The sequence below is a fragment of the Paraburkholderia sp. BR14320 genome (assembly GCF_040948665.1).
Classification (GTDB): domain Bacteria; phylum Pseudomonadota; class Gammaproteobacteria; order Burkholderiales; family Burkholderiaceae; genus Paraburkholderia; species Paraburkholderia youngii.
On sequence record NZ_JBFPKG010000002.1, the window covers coordinates 303,948 to 325,388 of the forward strand.

A 21,441-nucleotide genomic window follows, 5' to 3' on the forward strand; every position below is an offset into this window, starting at 1 on the left:
CGCGCGTTGTCAGACGGTCGGCTCGCTGTCGTTGCCGGTCTTCGCTTTGTTGCCGTTGCCGCCGCCTTCGATTTCCCTGGCCGCGCGCATCAGGATCGCGGCGATGCGGCGCTGCTCGTCGGCCGGCGCGTTGTCGCGGCGCAGCAGCGCGTTCTTCAGCGTGCGGCGCGCTTCGTTCAGCTCCGGCACCCAGCCGCCTTCGCTGACGTCGGCCGGCTCTTCGCCGGCCAACGCGCGGCGCACCGAATCCATCTTGCGGGCGATATGCGAGAGCCGCGCGAACATCAGTTCGACGCGCTCGCGGTTCGCGGCCAGATATTCGCGGCCCGCATCGGCCAGCTCATAGCGCTTGCGGTTGCCTTCGAGCTGCACGGTGACGTAGCCGAGCTCTTCGAGATAGGTCAGTGCCGGATAGACCATGCCGGGGCTCGGGCTGTAGAAACCGTTCGAGCGGGTTTCGAGCGCCTTGATCAGTTCGTAGCCGTGACTCGGCTGCGTGTCGATCAGCGATAGCAGCAGCAGTTGCAGATCGTCGGAGCTGAATTTGCGGCCACGCGGGAAGCCATCGCCGTCGCCGCCGAAGCCGCCCGAGCCGCCGCCGAAACCACCGTATCCGCCCATGCCGCCGGGGCCGCCATGACCGCCGAAGCGCGAGCCGCGGCCGCCGAAGCGTTGCTCGTGATGATGGCCGAAGCCGTGAAGCAAAACGTGGAACAGGAAGCGGTGCCGAGGGTCGAGGGAAGCGCCGCGGCCGGCGACGTCGCCCGCATGCAGCGGCGGATGGCCGAAGCCCGCGTGACAACGGTTCTGCGCATCGCGCGGACCGGAAAAACGATGAGGATGACGCATCTGGGATGCCTCCCATGAATGTCGTAAGATGCATCGTAAGATATATATCTTACGATAGTCTGTCAAATCATTTTTTATCTGCGCGCGCACAGACCTATCGGGGCACAACAAGGTCTGCGGGAAGGCAAAAATTGCGTTTCGGGAACACCAAAGTGTGCGGGAATCTCGAAACTCGGTCTGCCACGCACAATTTTTCGCGAGCTTTGCTATCGAAGGAGGTGATTCTGATAGAACGACAATGACGCGCAGATTATGTGCACCGCGGAGCACAGGGCGCATCTTCGTTTGTCCAAAATTTGGGGGCATGTTCAACCCGACCGGCTCGCGTGTTTGAAGCGCCGGCTTTCGGCCTTCGGGTTCGCTGGGGGCGTCGCGCAGACTTGCGGCTTAACTTGCTCACTACGAAATTCCGCGGCATCGAAGAAGCGCGCGGCCGACGCCGGCGCTGCGCTTTTCTTCCGATGACGCCGTGATCGAAGGCGCTTGGCCAGTTGGTCGATTGCTACGAGCCCACGATAGGTGCGTAAATGAAGGCGAAACGTAATATAAAACTTTCCAGACATTCCTAAAGTAAAACCCGGTTCTTGCCGTTATTCGTCACACAAAAGCGCGACTGCAACGACCGCGCGTAGTAGCCGATTGACCAAAGAGAACCCGCAACGACCGGTTGCGTGAACAGAAAAATGTTGACCAGCGTACGAAGTAGCAGCGCGGGCCACGGGGGCTCGCGTCGATATGGATTGCAAGTCAGGTTGATTGTCGCCGCGCTCACTGCCGTCCCCTACAGTTCTTATGCAGTTGGCATATCGGTTGATGGCGGAACTACAACCACCGTTTCAACCAGTGCAAATGGCCATCAAACTGTCAATATCGCGCCGGCGTTCGCGGGCGTTTCAAATAATACCTACACGAATTTCAGCGTAGACGCGGCAGGCGCCACGCTTAATAACGTGGGTATTAATGCCAGAACGATTGTCAATCAGGTAACAAGTACCAATCCCAGCATAATCAGCGGTCAAATCGATGTGCTTGGTTCGCGTGCCAACGTGATATTGGCGAATCCGAACGGCATTACGGTTAATGGCGGGTCTTTCGTCAACACGGGGCGCGTTGCGCTCACCACTGGACAGGTCAGTTTCAAGGACACCATTCCGGTCGCGGGGCCTCCGGAGCGGGACATCTTGCTCGACACGAACACCGGGACCATCGTCGTCGGTCCGCAGGGACTGGCGAGTGCACTGATTGGGCTCGATCTGATCGCAAAGAACGTGCAGATCATCGGGGCGCTCAGCAACAGCTTCTCGTCGCCGACCGCGTACGTGCGTGCCGTGGCAGGCAACAGCCATGTCTCCTTGAACACGGCAGTTTCGCCCAACGATAACTCTAACGAGTGGCTTACGCTGAGTCCGACCATCAGCGCGGCCACGGCCAGTTCATTCGCGATCGACATCACCGCTGCGGGCAGCCTGTCGAGTGGCCGTGTGCAGCTGATCGTCACCGACAAGGGCCCAGGCGTGCGCAGCGCGGGGCCAATGAACGCGACCCTCGGCGATTTCACGCTGGCGTCGAACGGCTCGGTGCAGTTCCTGAACACTTCTCTCACGGCGGCGAACAACCTCGATCTGCAGGCGCAGGACGGCATCACGCTGTCGGATACGACGCTGACGGCGAAGGGTGGCTCGGCGACATTGACCACCACTGGCGCCGTGAGCCTCACGGGCAGCAGCGTGCTCGCGAATGCTGGCATCGACGTGAGCGGCGCGGGCATCGCGTTGGCGCAGGACGTCGCCGGGCAATCGGTTATTGGTTCGACCACCAGCGGTGTCGTGCTGACCAGCACGGGCGACATCACCAGCGTCGGTTCGCTGATACAAGGCCAGCAGAAGAACGCTCAGGACAGCGCATCGCTCGGCGCAGTCACGCTGAAGGCGGCAGGCAACGTGCTGAACCGGTCGACGCCCGACAGTTCCCTCGCCGTGATATTCGGGAGGGGCGGCGATGTGTCCGTGACGGCCGGTGGCTCCGTGACGAATCAGAACGCGCGCATTTTGTCGAACCAGAATCTGACGATCAGTGCGGGCGGCGATGTCGACAACATCGTCGATCATTCGAGCGGTGTGAACGGCGGCGCACCGGTCAGCTACTCGGACCGCAGCTGGCGCCTGATTTTCGTCGAACACCGTGACGACGGTTTCAACGTCGACTACGGCGCGCTCGCCGATCCGGACAAACTCTCTTACCTGAGCGCGAACGCCGGCAACGTGACCATTGCCGCGCAGAACGTGCACAACATCGGCGGCACGATTCTCGCGCAAATCGACCCGCAGAATCCGACCGCTGGCGGCTCCATTTCGATCACCGCACGTGACCAGTTACTGACGCAGGCGATCTTCACCGGGCAGGCGTCGTTTCATCAAACATGCTTCTTCTTCTGCAGTTCGAGTTCGTCGAGCAATGTGCAGGGCTACGGCGGCGTGATCCAGGCGAACAATGACATCGCGCTGAAAGCCGGCACGCAGATCACCAACACCGGTGGTCTGGTGTCGGCGGAAGGCACGCTCAAACTCGACGCGCCTAAAACCCTCGCACAAGCTGTACTCGGCTACACCGCGATCAATCGTACGCATGATCTCAAGGCCTGGTTCGGCAACTCGTGGTCGGCGATCTTCGCGGCTGATACGGGTGGTTTGTTCAGTGGCGGCTCTGGCCAGGTTGAGCTAACCGGTGAGGCGGATATTGAAGGTGGCTCGTTCAGCGCGCCTGGCGGCGTCAACGCCGCGGGCGGTGTGAATACCATTCGCGTGCCGTATCGCGCCCCGGTCACGATCGGCAATCACAACCATCTTGGGCTCGTGTCGTGGTTCGGTCTATGAAGTGGGCCTCAGACATGGTCACGAGTTGGGCAACAAGCCGGACCACTCCGCACGCTGTGAAGCGCCACAAGCCACGGCTTGGACGTTGCACGCTGGCGATACTCGCCGGTGCAGCGGCGGCGCGGGGATTCGCGCAAGCGCCGCCGAGTATGCCGAATGCGGCGGCATTGGGCGGCGTGCCGTTCCGGGCCGAACAGGACCCGGCGCAACGGTTGCTGCAAGAGCAACGCGACCGCCAGCGGCGCAACGAAATCCAGCAGCCGCCTCCACAGATCGAAGTGCCCCAGCCGACAGTAGTCAATCTGCCCGAAGGGGCGGATGTCGAAACGCTGCCCGACGTCGAGCCGCTGTTCAAGATCGACCACATTGATTTCATCGGTGACACCGTGCTTGGCGCGAGCGAACTCGACCGGATCGCCGCGCCGTTCATCGGCAAGCAGCTCGGCCGCAACCGCATCAACCTGCTGTTGCGCCGCGTGACCGAGGCGTTCATCGCACGAGGCTACATTACGACGCGTGCATATCTCGGCGCGCAGAATCTCGCCTCCGGTACGCTGAGAATCAACATCGTCGACGGCAAAGTGTCGGCCTTCACGCTGAACGGAAAACCGCTGCGTCCACGCGATCCGAACGAGCCGTGGTACACGACACACGGCGGCGGGCTGCTAACGGATGCGGGCACCGTATGGGCCTTCGGCGATAGTACGGGCGATGTGCTGCGCTTGCCCGATCTCGAACAGGGCGTCGACCAGATCAACCGGTTGCGCCGCAATCAGGCCGAGATCCAGATCATGCCAGGCGCGACGCCGGGCGATTCGGTGGTGGCGATCACGAACCACTACGGCGACCGCGTTTTCTATGACATCGGCATCGACAACTACGGCAGCTCGCAAACCGGCACGCTGCGCTACCGCGCCGGTGTCGAAGCGGACAACGTAATTGGTTTGCAGGAGTCGTTGTCGTTCAACTACGTCGGCACGCAGGACAGCAACGCCGTGGTGTTTTCCGCGGCGGCGCCGTACGGCTATCAGACCTTTAGCTACACGACGTCGCTCTCCGAATACCAGCAGACCATCAGTGATGTGGCGCTGCTCCAGGGCCGCACATTCAGCCAGATTCTCGGCTGGAACGATGTGCTGACGCGCTCGCGCGCCGGCCGAAGCAGCGTCGACGTGACGCTCACCAAAATGCGCACGGAACGCAGCCTGAATGGCATCGACCTGGCGCCGCAGGACCTCACGGTGTTACGTATCGGCTTGAACGGCTTACGCCGCTTCGTCGCGCAAGATCAGGCCGCGGCCGCGACGTGGGACATCGGTGTGTCGCAAGGCTTGCCGTGGCTCTCCGCGAGCCATGACGCCCCCGATATCGACGAAGTCGATGCGCACAGCCAGTTCACCAAAGTGGACGCGACCGCTACGCTGCAGGTCGCGCTCGGGACGTTGGCTAGTATGCAATGGACCTATCGCGGCATGTTGCGTGGCCAGTACAGCCATGTCGCGATGTTCGGCAACGAGCAGATCTTCCTCGGCGGCATGGGTTCCGTGCGCGGCTTTACCGAAGGCGGCATTGCCGGCGACAGCGGCTTCTATCTGCGCAACGAGGCCGCGTGGCAAAACGTGCCGGTCTGGCACGACGCGCATCTCGAACCGTACGTCTTTCTCGACGGCGGCAAATCGCATCTGGTCGCGCAGGGCGGCTGGCCGACGCTCATGGGCACCGGCATCGGCGCACGCGCGCAATGGCGCTACAAAACACAAACCGTCACTAGCGAGGTGCTGCTTGGTCAGGCCTTGCTCCAACCCGCGGCGCTGGGGAAAAAAGCCACCGTGCTGCTCGCCACACTCAACTGGTCACTCTAAAGAGGTTCACATGAAACATCGTCCGATCGCAGTCAGGATTCGCAACGCCATGCTGATCGCCACGATCGGTCTTGCAGCCGGTTTGCCGCCCGCGGCGCATGCTGCCAACAGGCCCAAGGCAAAAGCCCCGGCCGACAAAGCCGCAGATGCCATCGGTGGTCCGTTGCCCGCCAACGGCGTGGCACGCGTCAACAACGTCGTGATTACGCAGGACCAACTCGACCAGGCCGTGCGTGCGTTGAACGTGCCGGATACGCCCGCGTTGCGCGCGGCAGTCAGGAACCAGCTGATCGCGCGTGAACTGTTCCGCCAGGCTGCTGAGAAGCAGCATTACGAATCGCGTCCGCAAGTCGTGGCCGCCGTCGAGCAGGCGAAGACCGCCGCGATGATCGCTGCGTATCTGCGCGATGAGGTCAAGCCCACACCCGTCACCGATGCCGATGTGAAGGCGAAATACGACGCGATCGTCGCGACCCTCGGTGACAACGAATACAAGCCGAGCGCAATCGCCGTGAAAGATGCCGACACCGCTCAAACGGTGCTAGCGCAACTGAAGAAGGGCACCGACTTCGCGCAACTCGCGAAGCAGTACAGCCAGGGCCCGGGCGCGGCACAAGGCGGCGCAATGAACTGGATTTCGTTCAAGACGCCAATTCAGCCGGGTAACACACAGAACTGGCCGCAGCCGCTCGCCGAAGCGCTCGTCAAGTTGCCGCAAGGCGGCGTTTCAAGCACGCCGGTGCAAACCGGCGACGCGTACTGGATTCTGCGGGTCGACGAAAAGCGTCCGACGCAGATTCCCCAATACGACCAGATCAAAGATACGTTGCGTAAGCAGTTCGAACAGGTCGCGCTGGAGAAAGCCACGGCACAGGTCGTGGTCGATCTGATGAAAAACGCCCGCATTCAGCAGCAATAAAAAACCTCGCTTTTGCAGAGCGCGCAGCGGACGGGATGAAACCGCTGCAACGCCGTTTCGGGTTGGTCGCCCGGAACGGCGAAGAAGAAGTGCCGGAAGTACAAGAACCAAAAAAAAGACGAGCGCACCATGAACGTGTCCACACGCAACGCTTTACGACAACTCGAACAAAACCGTCAGGCACACGACGAGCGGCACGCCCGCGGCATGCGCTCCGCGCGGCTGTGCCGGGCGGTGCCGATGCCTGCGCGTGCGTTTCGCGTATGGCAGCGCGCGGTGTCGGCGTTCGTCGCATTGACGCTGTTCGCCGGACCGCTCTCGATCACGTTCGAGCAAAGTCGCGACGCTGCAGGAGTGCTGGCTTCCGGCAGCCATCGTCTGGATGACGAGGCGTGGCAACGCATCATCGACCTGAGCGCGGTGCGTATCCGTTTTGCGATGCAAATGGCGCAGGCCGCGCCAATTGTCGATCCGAGTGCGCCGATCACGTTTCAACCTAAGATCACGCAGACCACCGGCGCGGGCGGCGGCGTGCCTGTCGTGAACATCACCGCACCAAATGCGACAGGGATTTCGCTTAACAAGTACCAGCGTTTCAACATCGATCCGGTCGGTCTGATTCTGAATAACAGCCTGATGGGTGGCACCTCGCTCACAGGTGGCGATCTGCAGGCGAATCCAAATCTCGTGGGCCGTACAGCGAGCGTGATTGTCAATCAGGTGACGTCGACGGGCGCTGCGTACGCGAGCTTGCTCAACGGGCCACTCGAAGTGTTCGGTGCGCCTGCAACCGTCATTATTGCGAATCCCAACGGCATCACGACCAACGGCACCGGATTCACGAATACGATCGGCGTCACCTTGACGACCGGCACGCCCCAATTTTTGAGCGACCTCAAAGGCACGGTTACCGATTTTAATAGCGCGCAGGCGATCGGTTATAGCGTAACCGGTGGCCATATTCAGGTCGAAGGCAACGCGGGCGTAAACGGCCCGGGTGCCGGTATTGAAGGCACGGTCGGCACGATCGACCTGATCGGCGAAACCATCGGCATCAATGCACCTCTGTATGCCGGCTCGCGGATCAATGCGATTGCCGGGCGACAGTTCGTGCTGCCGTCGGCGGTGAGCAGTAACGGCACCACGTATGCGACGTCCGCGAACGGTTCGGATAACTCCGCCAACGCGATCAATAGCGCCAACGGCCACGCCAATAACGGTCTCGCCATCGACGCCACGGTGTTTGGCGCGATGACCGCCGGCCAGATCCAGGTGATCGGCACCGCGGCCGGCATGGGCGTGCGCACCGATGCGCAGATGGCGGCGAATACCGGCGATCTGCTGCTGTCGTCGAACGGCGACTTGACGGTGAACGGCTCGGTCGCGCAACAACAAGCCACGCTGCAGGCGAGCGGCAACCTGTCGATGACCGGCGCGCACGTCGGCATCAGCGGTTACTCGATCAACGCGAATGGCGACGTCACGTCGACCGGCACGATTCAGACCGGCGGGAAGCTCGCCGTCACGGCCGGCGGCAACGTCAACGTGGCGAATGCGCAATCGGACGGCGATACGGCGGTTACGGGCGGCGCGAACGTCACGCTTGGCGACGTGCAAACCGGCGGCGCGCTCGCGGTGAGCGCTCGAGGCAACGGCGGCACAGGCGACATCAACCTGAACGGCACCTCCGTCATGAGCGGCGCGACGAGCTTGCAGGCCGCGCGTGACATCAACGTCAACGGGCAGACCAACGGCAGTACGTTGCAGGCGGCAGCGCAGCGCAACGTCAACGTGAACGGCGCGCTGCAAACGTCGAGCGATCTCGCCTTGACCGCGACGCAAGGCAGCGTGACGACCAACGGAACCGTCAGGAGCGGCAATAACCTCGCGCTGACGTCGGGTCAGGACACGAATGTGGTCGGGCAGGCCACCGCGCAGAAAGGCGTGGTGGTGACGGCGGGCCAGGACTTCTCGGTGAGCGGATCGCTTGCAAGCGGCACCACGCTCGCTGCCAATGTCGTGCGCGATATCTCGGTAGCGGGTTCGCTGCTCGTTGGCACCGATGCGCAAGTGAGCGCGGGGCGCGACCTCGACGTTCCGGGCATAGTCATCGTCCAGCAGGATGGCGAGTTCAGTGCGCGGAACAATCTCGCCGGCAGCGGGTCGGTGGCGTTCGGCCACAACGGTACGTTGACGACGGGACAGGACGTCGCGTTCACCGGCAAGCTGCTCGCCAATGGTCTGCAAGTCACGGCGGGCAACAACGCGAGTCTTGCCGATGTGCAGGCGGGCGGTGCGTTCAACGTGGCGGCGAACGGGATCACCAGCAATCCGGCCGGCGGCGGTGACGTGACGTTCAACGGCAACGCTGCTTCGGTTGGCGCGGCGAATGTTCGGGCGGCACGCGATGTGATCGTCAATGGCACGCTGGCGGGTGGCTCGCAGGTCACGCTAACGGCGCAACGCAATGTTGCGGTTGCCGCGGCGGGCACCGTGCAGGCGGTTGGCGATCTGTCGGTCGCGGCGGTGAATGGCAGCGTGAATTCGAGCGGCACATTGAACGGCGCGGCGAACCTCGTCGTTAGCGGTGCGCAGGATGTCGCGCTGACCGGTTCGACGAGCGTAACCGGCGATACGACGCTGACGGCGGGGCATGACCTAACCATCGGTGGCACGCTGGCGGGGCAGGGGGCGGCGACGCTGAGCGCGGGTCATGACGTGATCGCGGGCGGCAGCAGTGGGTTCGCCAATGATGCGAACGTCTCTGCCGCGAACGACTTGTCGGTGACTGGCGCGTTGCAAGGCGCGGGCGTCGCGTTGACTGCAGGTCATGGTGTGGCGTTGAACAACGTGCAGGCGAACTCGGCGCTTCATGTTGTGGCGAACGGTGGCACTCTGGCAGTCAACGGACTGGTGGCGTCGTTGTCGACGGCGTCGTTGACTTCGAGCGGCGACACGTCGATCAATGGCGCACTGCAAAGCGCGAACCCGCTGAACGTGACGAGCGGCGGCAACACGTCGATCGCCGGCAGCGTCGCGTCGAACGGCAACGTCACGCTGACAAACGCAGCGGGCTCGCTGACGAGTACCGGCAACATTCAGTCCGGCGACAACTTGCTGATTAATGCAGCGCAATCGGTCGACCTCGGTACGCAAGGCACTTCCGCGCTCGGCGATCTGACTGTCAACGCGGGCCAGAGCCTGACGATGAACGGCTCGGTCGTCGCGCAGGGCAACGGCACGTTGACGGCTGGCGGCACGATTGCGGGCTCGGCGACCAGCGCGTTCGGCCTCGCGGCGAACGTCAGTTCCGGTGGCGACACGACCTTGACGGGTTCGCTGCGCGGCGGCACCGTGCAGACGAACGCGGGCGGCTCTGCGACGTTGCATGACGTGCAGGCGGCATCGAGCCTCGCGCTTTCGGCGACTCAGGATCTGAACATCACCGGTGCGGTGACGGGCGGTGCGGCGGTCACGCTAAATGCCGGTCAGAACATCGGCATCAGCGGATCGATTCAATCGGCTGGCGACACCACGCTGACCGCGCAGAACGGTAGCGTCGGTTCGACAGGCACGATCGCGAGCAACGGCGCGTTCAACGTGCAGGCTGGCACCGACATCAACTTCGGCGGCACGACCACCGCTGCGTTCGACGCGACGCTCAACGCAACGCGCGACGTCAACGTGACCGGCATGCTTGCCGGACAGGGACAAGGCATTGTCACAGCGGGTCGTGACATTAGCGGCGCGGGCACGATGACCTTCACGCAGGCGACTACGCTGAACGCGGGCCGCGATGTGGCGCAAGGTGGACTGATCCAGGGTCAGGCGGTTCAGGTGACGGCGGCGGGCAACATCAGCGTCAACAACGTCGAATCGGCCAGCACCGTTGCGTTGAACGCGAACGGCACGAATACGGCTAATGGCTCGGGCAATCTCACGGTCAACGGTTCGGTTGCCGCGGCAGGTACTGTGACGGCGACGGCGCAGAACGATGTGACAGTGGCGGCGACGGGCAAGATCGCCAGCGGCACGACCGTTGGCATTAACGCGCAACACGATATCAACGTTGCGGGCGCGGTCGAGTCGGTTGGCGATGCAGTGCTAAATGCGCGGCAGGGCAGTCTGAACGCGACGGGCGGTATCAACAGCGGCGGCGCGCTGGCGATCACGGCCGGTCTCGATCTATCGTTGGGCGCGAGCACAAGCGCGGTCGGCGACGTCACGTTGAATGCGGGTCGCGATGCGTTCCTGAATGGCTTGGTGGTCGGCCAGGCGAATGGTGTCGTGGCGGCGGGGCGCGATATCGGCGGTGCCGGTACGCAGGCGTTTACACAAGCGGCGCACTACACGGCGCAACGTGATATCGCGCTGAGCGGCGGGGTGCAGGCGAATGTCGTCAATGCGACGGGCGGCAACAACGCATCGCTGAACGACGTCAATTCGGCGACCACGCTGACGCTCATCGCGAACGGCAATGCGGGCGGCGGCGATGCCGCCATCACGGGCACGGCAACGGCGCCTGGCGTCGTCACGCTGGCTGGCGCGCGCGACGTGCTGCTCACCGGTTCGCTAACCAGCGGCGACGCGCTGACCCTGGCCGCGCAACGCAACGTGACGGCAAGCGGCACGCTGCAAACCACGGCCGGCGATCTGACTGCGACGGCCGCGACCGGCAGCATCGCGCTGACCGGTGCAACGACGACCTCCGGCGCGCTGAACCTGATATCCGGGCTCGATACGCAGTTCGGCGGCCAGATCAACGTGGTCCAAGCCGTGACCGTGCAGGCCGGTCGTGATATCCAACTGACCGGCGCGCTTGCCGGCCAGCTCGGCGGCACGCTGACGGCATCGCACGATATCAACGGCGCGGGTACGGCGGCCTTTGCTCAGGCAGTAACACTGAACGCGGCGCATGACCTGGCATTGACCGGCGCACTGCAAGGCGCAAGCGTCACGGTGACGGGCGGCAACAACGCCGGCCTCGGTAGCGTGCAGGCGGTGACCGGCAACCTCGCCGTGACCGCGAATGGCAACGCAGACGGCGGTGACGTCACGCTCGCCGGCACGGCGACGGCACTCGGCACGCTGACGCTGCAGGCCACGCGCGATGCCACCGTGGGCGGCGCGATCAATGCCGGTGGAACGACGACGATCGACTCCGCGCGCAACATCGCACTCGCCGATGTCAATGCCGCGGGCGATCTGACGCTGACGGCGACCAATGGCAACGCGAGTGCTGCGAATGTCATAACGCAAGGCAACCTGAACGCGAACGCTGGCCAGGCGCTGACCTTCTCCGGTGCGACGACGGTGGGCGGCAATGCGCAACTCACATCGGCTGGCGACCTGACGTTGACCGGTGGCATCGGCGCACAGAACGTGGGTACCTTGACGGCAGGCGGTTCGATCAACGCGGGTTCCGTCGCGTTTGGCCAGCAGGCTACGCTGAACGCGGGCGGCAGCATCGGTGTGAGCGGCATCGTCGCGACCAACGGCACCTTGAGTGCGACAGCGGGCAACGATCTGTCAATGGGCATGGCGCAAGCCGGCGGCGCAATTGCGTTGCAGGCGCAAGGACACGATGGCGCGGGCGATGTGAGCGTGGGCGGCACGCTCGCCTCGGGCGCGTCGCTCAGCGTGACGGCCGTGCGCGACGCGACGATCGGCGGAAATGCTTCGGCTGTCGGCGCGCTCACGGTGACCGCGGGCCGCAATCTCGCGGCAAACGGCATGCTCGGCGCGAATTCGGATGTCACGTTGAGCGCGGGCGGCGGCATTTTGAGCGTCGGCGGCGCGGTGACGAGTCAAGGCAACCTGAAGGTAACATCGGGAGGCGCGCTGGCGCTGAATGGTGGACTCGTCAACGGCGACACGACGATCAGTTCAGGTGGCAATGCTACGTTGACCGGCGCATTCCTCGGCCTCGGCCTCGCCACCATCAACGCAGGCGGCTCCGTCAACGGCAGTGGCTCGCTGACGTTCGGCAAGGACGTCACGGTCGGTGCGGGCGGCGCCGTCACGCTTGGGGAGATCCAGGGCGCGGGCCTATTCACGGCGACCTCGGTTGGTGATATGTCGCTCGGCGCGACGACGGCCGTGGGCAATGTGACGGCAAATTCCACGGGCGGCAGTGTTGGCTTTAGCGGCAACGTGCAGTCCGGCGGCAACGTGGCGATTCAGGCGGCCAATAACGCGACGGTGATCGGCGCAGTGTCGTCGATGGGCACGGTCAATGTCGCGGGCACGCACGGCAATGTTAACGTGGCGGGCGTCTCGGCGAACGGCGATACGACGCTGAGCGCCGGGCAGACGCTCACGTTGAGCGGGACTAGCACGGTGGCGGGGCAGTTCACGCTGAACGGCGGCAATGTCACGTTGAGTGGCTCGCAAGGCGGCTCGAAGAATGTGAACGTGAGCGCGCAGGGGACGGTCGATGCGAGCCAGACGTCGATGGTGTCGACAGGCAACATGCAGTTCAGTGGCACGAATGTGAGCTTGGGTTCGGCGCTTGTCGGCGGGACCTTGGCGGCCTCTGCGTCGAATCAGCTCTCATTGGTCGGCGCCGCGATAGATGTGGTCGGCGGGGCGACGCTGACCTCCGGCAATGGCTTTTACAACGCGAGCCAGGTGTTGTCCGGCGGTGCGTTGTACGTGTCCGCCCCGAGCCTGACGAATGCGGCGAACGCGTCGCTGGCGTCGACGACCACAACGACGATCAACGCAACGAACTTCACCAACGCGGGCCTAGTGAATGGCTCGACGACGAATATCTCCGTTGCAGGCAGCCTGAATAACTCAGGCGGATCGTTGATGGCCTTGAACGGCCTGTCGGTCAACACGGGCACGTTGAATAACCAGAACGGGCTCATCTTCGCGGGAAATCCGAATGCACCCGGTGGCCCGACGACTGGCGACGTCTCGCTTACGATCAACGGCGGGGACGGTTCGTTCTACAACGCCAGTGGCCAGATTCTCGCGCAGCGCAACATGGGCATCAGCGCCGTGAATATGGCGTTTGATCCATCGCAGGGAACGATTAGCCAGGGCGGTCAGCTCTCGATTACCGCGGGGTCCATCAATAACACCGGAACGTGGAGTTATGGCGGTCAAAGCGTGACGCTAACGGGGCTGAACGGGATCAACAACTACGGCACGATGACCGGCACGGCGCCGTTGACGATCACGACCAATGGCGCGTTCACGAACTTCGGTCAGATCGCCGGCAACGACGTAACGTTCAACGGCACCTTGAACAACGCCGTCGGCGCGGTGATGCATGCGGGCGACGCGCTGACGCTCAACGGCAACGCTACGAACCGTGGCACTGTGGAAGCGGGCAACCTGCTTTCGGTGAACGGGGGCAACTACGACAACCAGGGCGCGACGACGCAGTCCAACGGCAACATGCAGTTTTCGCTGGGCGGCACGCTGCAGAATACGACGGGCACGATCTCGGCCGCGGGGAACCTCACCATCAATGCGGGCGCGGTCGTCAACGATGGTGTTCAGGGCGGTTTGACATCGTCTACCCAAGTGGTTTCGGCCGCCGACGACCCGTCACTGTATGGCTCGATAGTGGTCGGCACGCAGACGGTTCATGGGTTCACGGGCGGCAACGGCGGATCGTATTACGACGCGACCTATACCTACAACGCGACCTTGTCCGACCTGGGCCCCGACCTGGCGAATGGCGTGCTCGACGTGGCGCACAACGCTGCCTTGACCGGCATGTATGGCGCACAACTCACGGAGCCGACGCAGGTCGGCAGCAATTTGCAGCAAGCCGGCGTTTCATATCAGACGATCGCTCTGCCGGGTATCGATCGCACTGTCACGGCTCCAGGCGCCGGCACGCCGGGCACCATCATGGCGGGGGGCAACATCACCCTGACCGCAGGTTCACTGTCGAACGCCGATGGCATCATTTCTGCCGGCGGCAATGTCAACTTCAACCTTCAGTCGCTGAATAACGGTTCGCTTGGAGATGTGACGGCGACGGTGGTGGACACGGTCGACCAGACACAACTCAACGCTTTCATGGCGCAACTGCATGCGCTGGGGAGCGTCGGTCTTTACAACGCGCCGATCCCTTACGAGCTTGGCGGATACGTGGGCGGCGAAAGTACGGCTACGTTCAATTCGACCGCGTCGGTTCCTGCGAGCATCACGACTACGACCACAACGTTTGGCCAGCAAGGCTTGATCGTGGCCGGCCAGGATGTGAACCTGTCGGGCGGCAACCTCGTCAACAGCGGGAATATCTATGCGGGCCGCAATTTCAACGCAAGTGGCGCCCAGTCATTCAGCAACCAGGGTGAGCGCATTACGTCGACGAGCAGTTCGCCCGGATGCGCGACGGGCGTGTCGGCCAGCGAGTGCGCCGCCGGAATGGGCTATCGGGGAGACAACCCGACGACGACGAGTTTCAGCTACGCGCAGCAGAGCGCGACGATATACGCCGGCAACGACCTCGTTATCGCCGCCGGCCAGGTCAGCAATACGTATGGCAATCTTCTCGCTGGTCACGACATCGTGATTGGCGGTGTCGGTACGACTGCCAGTGCGACAACCCCTGCGCAAGCACTGACCAACACGTCGGGCCAAATCGTGGCGGGCAACAATATCACGCTCAACGTGTCGGGCGCGATAACCAACACGTTGCCGCCGCCAGTTCCGGTTCATCAGGACTATGGCTCGAAGGAACAATATTCGGGCTGTATGACGGCGGGCGGTTACAAGGAGAGCTACTGCGAAGGTTATGTCGACCAGCAGTCGGGCAGTTCCTCGGTGATCAGCGCGGGCAATAACCTGCAGATCAATGCGGGCAGCCTGACGAACATTGGCAGTCTGATTAGCGCGGGGACTGCGGCGACTATCACGGTGGCAGGTCCGGTGGTGAATGAGGCACAGACGCTCAATGCGTACTGGCACTCGCACTGGGTGCAGGAAACCGGCATGTTCAGCGCGGACAAGCGTCATGACGTCTGGGCGTGCGGGTCGCCGGCCGAGTGCACGGCGCTCTATGGCAGTGCCTATACGAACACGGGGGGCACGATCGATCCGCCGCAGCCGGTCGGCAACATTGCGGCCACGATTCAGGCGCCGAATCTGACCATTACGTCGGGCGGACAGATCCAGAATGTCGGCAACGTGATCGGCACGTCGGTTACGTTGACCGGGCAGAAGCTGATCAATGGCATCACGACGGCCAACACCTATACGCCGCGTGTCAATGGGCCGTCGCAGGTTATTTCGCTCAGCCCGGTGAATATGCCTGGCATCAGCATCACGATGCAGCGTCAGGTGGGCGGCGCCTTACCGGCTGCAGTGGCTGGGAAGGCTTCATACGTGGATGGCTCGCTGGGTACGTCCACGCTCGGCAACCTCGGTCCGCAGGATTTGATCAATGCGCTTCCGGCCAACCTTCAGCCTACCTCAACGCTGTTCTATTACAACCCGCAGGAGGAAGACCTGGTTTTGCAGCAGGCGGCGTTGCAGCAAACCGGCAAGGCGAGCTTTGTCGATGGACTGACGTATGACAGCAAGACCAATACCTCGGTGACGGAGCAGGAGAAGAGTTACCTGTATCAGAACGCGCTCGACTACGCGACGGCGAACAACGTGCAACTTGGTGAGGCGCTGACGCAGACGCAGATCAACGCGCTCGACAAGCCGATGCTGTGGTATGTGGAGCAAACCGTTCCGGATCCATCGTGTACGGCGACGGGCCCGGCGTTGAATACGTGTCCGACGATCACAGCGCTAATGCCGCAGGTTTATCTGCCGACCAGCAGCAATGCAATGTCGGCGGGCGGCAATATCTCTGGCCAGGACGTCACGCTGAATTTCGGCAAGGATGACGGTGGCAGCATTCTCAATACAGGGAGCATTAGCGCTTCGGGTACGCTTACGGTCAACACCGATACGTTGACCAACCAGGCCAACCAGGTCGACGTCGGGCAGATCTGGGCGAAGGTGAAGGGCGGCTATATCGAGGAGACAGGTACGACGGTTCAGCCGGGCGGCTTCATGAGCGCGGCGAACATGAACCTGAACGTCGAGACGCTAAGCCAGATTGGTGGAGCGCTGCAGAAGCTCAATGCGGATGGGACGGTTGATCAGCCTGGTACGCAGATGATTCTCGGCCAGATTCAGCAAGAACTCGGCAGCGCGTTTTCGCAAGTCGCAGTGAGCGACAACCTGCATACGCAGTTTGTCCAGGAGGGCGGCCTCGGCGCATTTGGTCAGGTGCTGAGCGCGGCGATTGAGATTGTTGCGTCGTTCTATCTCGGTCCGCTTGCCGGTGCGCTTATCGGCAGCATCGCCGGTCAGATAATCACGACCGGGTCCGTGGATTGGGGTTCTGTCGGTAAAGCGGTAGCGGTTGAAGAACTCACAGTTGGTATTGACTCCGGGCTGGGGCTGGACAGCGTTAGTGGGTTCAGCGACCTCGGCAACGGCGTGGTAGCCGCAGATTCATCCATCACGCTCGCCAATTTGGGACAGACGGCGCTCAGTGTGGGGGAGCGCTCGCTTGTTAGCGCAGGTGTCTCGACTGCGATTTACGGCGGTAGCTTTGGCCAAGCGCTAAAGAACGACCTGGTGACGAATATTGCCGCGGTCGGAGCAAACGCGATTGGAGACACTTTCACTGACTCGTCGGGCATGTTCAGCAACACGAGCCCGCTTTACTATGCGGCACATGCGGCATTGGGCTGCGCGGCCAGTGCGGCGGAGGGCACAGGGTGTGCAGGCGGAGCCGCGGGCGGTGCACTCTCCGCCGGGCTGAACCCGGTTATCGATGCGAACGGGAATATCCCGCCGGCCGCGTTGACGGCGATCGAAACGCTGGTGAGCGGCAGCGTTGCGGGCGCATTGGGCTTCAACGTGCAGGGCGCGGTGACGGCCGCGCAAAACGAGACGCTGAATAACTGGCTGAACCACGTCACGCTCGTCGGAGAGCAGTCGCAAGCGCAGCGGCTTCAGTCCGCGATGTCGGGATGCGACAGTGGAAATGCGGCTGCGTGCGCGACAGCGGCCACGTTGATGCAGACGTCAAGCGCAAACGACCGGGCGTTGGCTACGGCATGCCAGTCGCCAGGCTCGCTGGCATGTGCATACCAGAAGTCACTCGCCTCTCTGGCAGGCAATAACATTTCTGTTGTCGACGGTGTTACGGTTGCGACTGATGCACCGCAGCCGACATACACAGCGCCGAGTCAGGCAGCAGCGACACTCGACAATATGCTGGGAAGTCCGCTCGCAGGAATCATGGGCGGAGCGGCCTATCTGTCCGGGGGATCGACACAGACAGCCTACTATCTGTCTTCTCTGGGTGTCGCAGCCGATGGCATCGCCGCAGGTGCGGCCGGGTTCGGAGCATCGAAGACCGTCGACGTTGTTTCCGAAGCCACAAACAATTCGGCGACGACTGGGTCTCGCGTACTCGGTAACATTGCGGCGACCCAAGCAGGTAACGCTAGCTCGAACTTTGGTCAGTTCGTCGCAACGGAGGGCCAACTTCAAGAAGCATTGGGCATATGGCCCCCCAATAGTGGTGGTTACTCGCCGACCTACAATGTGACACTTGAAACAGGAACGCAGCTTGATCGATACGGTTACCCGGGCGGCAGTTTTGTTTCGCCCACTGGAGTTCCATTTGACGAACGTGCGTTGCCGGCGTCCTATTTGACCACGAAGCCATACTTCCAATACGAGGTAACGCAACCGATTCCTGGCGTGACGCAGGCCAAGGTCTTGCCTTGGTTTGGGCAACCGGGGACAGGGACGCAATATCAACTCCCCAATTCGGTGCAATGGTATTTGGATAACGGATATTTGAAAGCAAAATGACACGAGATCAGTTAGAGGCTGCGCTGGCAGCTATCGGTGTCCACGCGAACAGCTACTCGTTGGACGGACTTCGGCACAGCGATTGCGTATGTGTAGTGAGTGAAAGCGGCAAATGGAAAGTGTGCTATGTCGAGCGTGACAAGCCTACTGAACTGGCCGAGTTTGACGCATTGGAGGACGCTTACGAGTTCGTGCACAAAACATTCTGCAAATGGCTTGATATAAAGAAGTCATAGGCGGCGTTGGGGTGTGCAGCATCCGCGGCCGACGGAACCGGATGTGCGGGAGGTGCGATTGGCGGGGCGGTGTCGGCGCTCAGTGCGAATACGATCGCCACGGCAGTCACGGGCGGGCAGGGCGTCACCGATCAGGGGCAGCTTGCAGCAATCGTGGCGGCTACGACCCTGCTGGGCGGCACTGCTGCCGGTCTGCTGGGCCAGAACGTGCAGGGCGCGGTGACAGCGGCCCAGAATGAGACGCTCAACAATACGTGTGCGCCAGGCCACGATTGCGGCACGCTGAAAAGCGCGATCGCGGGTACCGGGCGCGCAGCGTGGAACACGGCACTGGGCATCGTGCAGTCAATCCCCAACGCGGTGAACGGCGCGCTACCGGGCTACCCGGACTATGTGCCGTTCCTGAGCAGTGCGATGCTGCCGTATGACGATCCGGGTTTCGGGAGCCTGGTGTCGCTGGTGGGAACGGTTGGGGCTTTGTCGGCGCTTGGCGGTTCGAGCGCGGGCGGTGCAACTGCGGGTGATGCGATGCCTGCGGCTGGTAGTATCAGGAATGTCATTCCAACCGGCGGCGACATGAACTGTGTCAACGTGTCAACTGCGCAATAGCGACCGATGCTACTTTGCGCGGTAATCCAGCCAGTGCGCTGCCCGGTAGTCCAACGAGCCTCGTTGTTCTTCAGCAGCAGTTTGGGAGTAGGTTTGCGCCGGCGACGACGAGCAGCATCGAGCAGTCGTTGCTTCAACAAGGCAATGGTGCGACTGGGATTGTGTACGGCTTTCCGCCTGCCGGCTCAGATGTGGGGCATGTATTTAATGTTGTCAATCAGAATGGCACTATTAGATATCTCGATGGGCAAACGGGTACTGTTGCAAATCCAGCAGTCTTTCCGAAGTTGTTGTTCATGCCTGTGAAACCAATTGGTGCGAAATGACTGCAATTCCTCTAACAGCCGCAATTGAGATTGCAGAGAACTATCTGAACGAGTCGGTTCGCACCCCCTACAATTCTCTTGAAGATGATCGATGGGTCGTGTCGACGGAAAAAACCGTGGACTGTGGGGAATGCTGGCTCTTCCATTATCAATCAGCCTTGTACTTGAGCACTGGTGACCCAGCTTATCTGCTTGCTGGAAATCTTCCTCTTAGAGTTTCCAAGGCGGGAGCGGTGTTAGGATTTGGCGAACACGATTGAGCATGTTCCTGATGCAAGAGTCGTGACGCGAACCCGGCCACGTGCCGGGTTTGTCGTTTATGGCGTCGGTGAGCGTTGCGTCGTCTTCGTTCCATTTGCTTGATTCATCGTCGGCCGCGTGCTCGACGCGCAGTCACTAGAAAATCCTCCCTGCCACTTCGCGGCACACGTCCTCATCGAGGTGCATGTGCCGAATTCCGTCGATCGCGCGCCGGAGCCACGCATCGGCAATGACCCGATGTTCGTCGTGTGGCCGGTCGGCCGGCGCGGCCGTCGAATTGCCCAATTGCTGGTCGCGGTTCGTCATCAAAATCTCCCCTTGAAATGGCACAGACATGACGCACGTAACAAAACGCGTGCAAACCGGCGGCAAACCCGCGCGGGTCATGGGTTTGCGGTGTACCAAAAAAATATGTGACAGGGCGATGCCGGGAGCTGGTGAATCGCCCGAAGCCCATACGGGGCCATTGGCGGGGCGGTGTCGGCGCTCAGTGCGAACACGATCGCCACGGCGGTAACGGGCGGTCAGGGCGTCACCGATCAGGGTCAGCTTGCGGCAATCGTGGCGGCGACGACGCTGCTGGGCGGCACTGCTGCCGGTCTGCTGGGCCAGAACGTGCAGGGCGCGGTGACGGCGGCCCAGAATGAGACGCTCAACAATACGTGTGCGCCGGACCATGACTGCGGCACGCTGAAAAGTGCGATTGCGGATACTGGGCGGGCTGCGTGGAATACGGCGCTGGGTGTCGTGCAGTCGATCCCCAACGCTGTGAACGGCGCGCTACCGGGCTACCCGGACTATGTGCCGTTCCTGCAAGGGGCGATGCTGCCGTATGACGATTCGGATTTCGGGAGTCTGGTATCGCTTGTTGGGGCTGTCGGTGCGGGCTCGCTGCTTGGCGGTTCAAGTACAAAATCGGCAGCAGCGACTGAGGGAGCCACAAACAGCGCAGGTCCAGTTACAGCGCAAAACTTTTTCGATGGAAGCCAATGCACATCGAAGGTTCTCAATCAGGCTGCGTCCGGGGACCATCACGGCTTCCCGCAGTCGGTAGATGCCTTCTCGGGAGAAGGGACTGTTTCGCAGATCGTAGGCGGTGACGGCGTGACGCGTTCTATGCTGACGATACCCGGCACATATAATGGCAAAACAGGCGTATTCGAGTACATCCGTAACCCGGATGGCACCATCAACCACCGATTGTTCGTTCCGAATAAGTAAGCGATGCCAGTATCGAAAATACTTGAGCTATATGCTCGAAGTGGACAGAGCCTCATCGAGAATGGGTTAAACGAGGCTGCGCTTCCAGTGCGTGAAGCAGGCGTTGCGCTGAATCTATTCGAACAACAGCGATGGCGCGTGCTTGGTGGTGATGTGTACCACTTGACCGATGCTGGCCGAGGCCGTGTAAAAACGTGCTTGATAGCCTAGACTAAATCAACCTGTTGGCGCGAGAGGGGAAGATGGGGCGATTTGTCGAAGGTGCAGACCGCAATCAGGCAACGCTGCTGCCGGAATGTCTCGATGACTTTATTGCAGAAGACAATCCCGTCCGGATCATCGACGCATTCGTTGAAGAACTCGAACTGGTTTCTCTGGGATTTGAAGGCGCCACGCCTGCAATCACTGGTCGACCGTCTTACCACCCCA

At 61.9% G+C, this 21,441-nt stretch carries 10 protein-coding genes and 1 pseudogene; 9 read left to right on the top strand and 2 right to left on the bottom strand.

The annotated features are described in order from the left end of the window. Positions 1–9: 9 nt before the first annotated feature. Complete coding sequence (locus tag AB3X89_RS04090) at positions 10–849, bottom strand: PadR family transcriptional regulator (protein ID WP_368581944.1); 840 nt, start codon at positions 847–849, stop codon at positions 10–12. Between the two features lie 683 nt (positions 850–1,532). Here AB3X89_RS04090 and AB3X89_RS04095 point away from each other — a divergent pair. The 7 genes from AB3X89_RS04095 to AB3X89_RS04125 all read left to right on the top strand — a co-directional run bounded on the left by AB3X89_RS04095 (position 1,533) and on the right by AB3X89_RS04125 (position 19,790). Beyond that, positions 1,533–3,722: a filamentous hemagglutinin N-terminal domain-containing protein gene (locus AB3X89_RS04095; protein WP_368581945.1), complete on the top strand. Its 2,190-nt coding sequence runs from the start codon at positions 1,533–1,535 to the stop codon at positions 3,720–3,722. A gap of 149 nt (positions 3,723–3,871) precedes the next feature. After that, positions 3,872–5,584, top strand: coding sequence for a ShlB/FhaC/HecB family hemolysin secretion/activation protein (locus AB3X89_RS04100; RefSeq protein WP_368581965.1), 1,713 nt, complete (start codon positions 3,872–3,874; stop codon positions 5,582–5,584). Between the two features lie 10 nt (positions 5,585–5,594). Further along, positions 5,595–6,503 (top strand): peptidyl-prolyl cis-trans isomerase, encoded by a 909-nt coding sequence (locus AB3X89_RS04105; RefSeq protein WP_368581946.1) that lies wholly within the window; start codon positions 5,595–5,597, stop codon positions 6,501–6,503. A gap of 129 nt (positions 6,504–6,632) precedes the next feature. Continuing rightward, a complete protein-coding gene (locus AB3X89_RS04110) occupies positions 6,633–18,359 on the top strand; it encodes a glycohydrolase toxin TNT-related protein (protein ID WP_368581947.1) in 11,727 nt (3,908 codons plus the stop codon). 305 nt (positions 18,360–18,664) lie between these two features. Continuing rightward, a complete protein-coding gene (locus AB3X89_RS04115) occupies positions 18,665–19,204 on the top strand; it encodes a hypothetical protein (protein WP_368581948.1) in 540 nt (179 codons plus the stop codon). A gap of 14 nt (positions 19,205–19,218) precedes the next feature. After that, positions 19,219–19,530, top strand: coding sequence for a toxin glutamine deamidase domain-containing protein (locus AB3X89_RS04120; RefSeq protein ID WP_368581949.1), 312 nt, complete (start codon positions 19,219–19,221; stop codon positions 19,528–19,530). Beyond that, positions 19,527–19,790, top strand: coding sequence for a YrhB domain-containing protein (locus tag AB3X89_RS04125; RefSeq protein ID WP_368581950.1), 264 nt, complete (start codon positions 19,527–19,529; stop codon positions 19,788–19,790). The genes AB3X89_RS04120 and AB3X89_RS04125 overlap by 4 nt, the downstream gene beginning before the upstream one ends. A gap of 136 nt (positions 19,791–19,926) precedes the next feature. Here AB3X89_RS04125 and AB3X89_RS04130 read toward each other — a convergent pair whose 3' ends face one another. Further along, positions 19,927–20,097 (bottom strand): hypothetical protein, encoded by a 171-nt coding sequence (locus AB3X89_RS04130; RefSeq protein ID WP_368581951.1) that lies wholly within the window; start codon positions 20,095–20,097, stop codon positions 19,927–19,929. Positions 20,098–20,268: 171 nt separating this feature from the next. Between AB3X89_RS04130 and AB3X89_RS04135 the strand changes: the two genes are divergently transcribed. Together AB3X89_RS04135 and AB3X89_RS04140 are read left to right on the top strand one after the other, a co-directional pair. Then, positions 20,269–21,012, top strand: a complete 744-nt coding sequence (locus AB3X89_RS04135) for a hypothetical protein (RefSeq protein WP_368581952.1) — start codon at positions 20,269–20,271, stop codon at positions 21,010–21,012. A gap of 242 nt (positions 21,013–21,254) precedes the next feature. Further along, positions 21,255–21,441: pseudogene (locus tag AB3X89_RS04140) on the top strand (IS5/IS1182 family transposase); the annotation flags it as partial.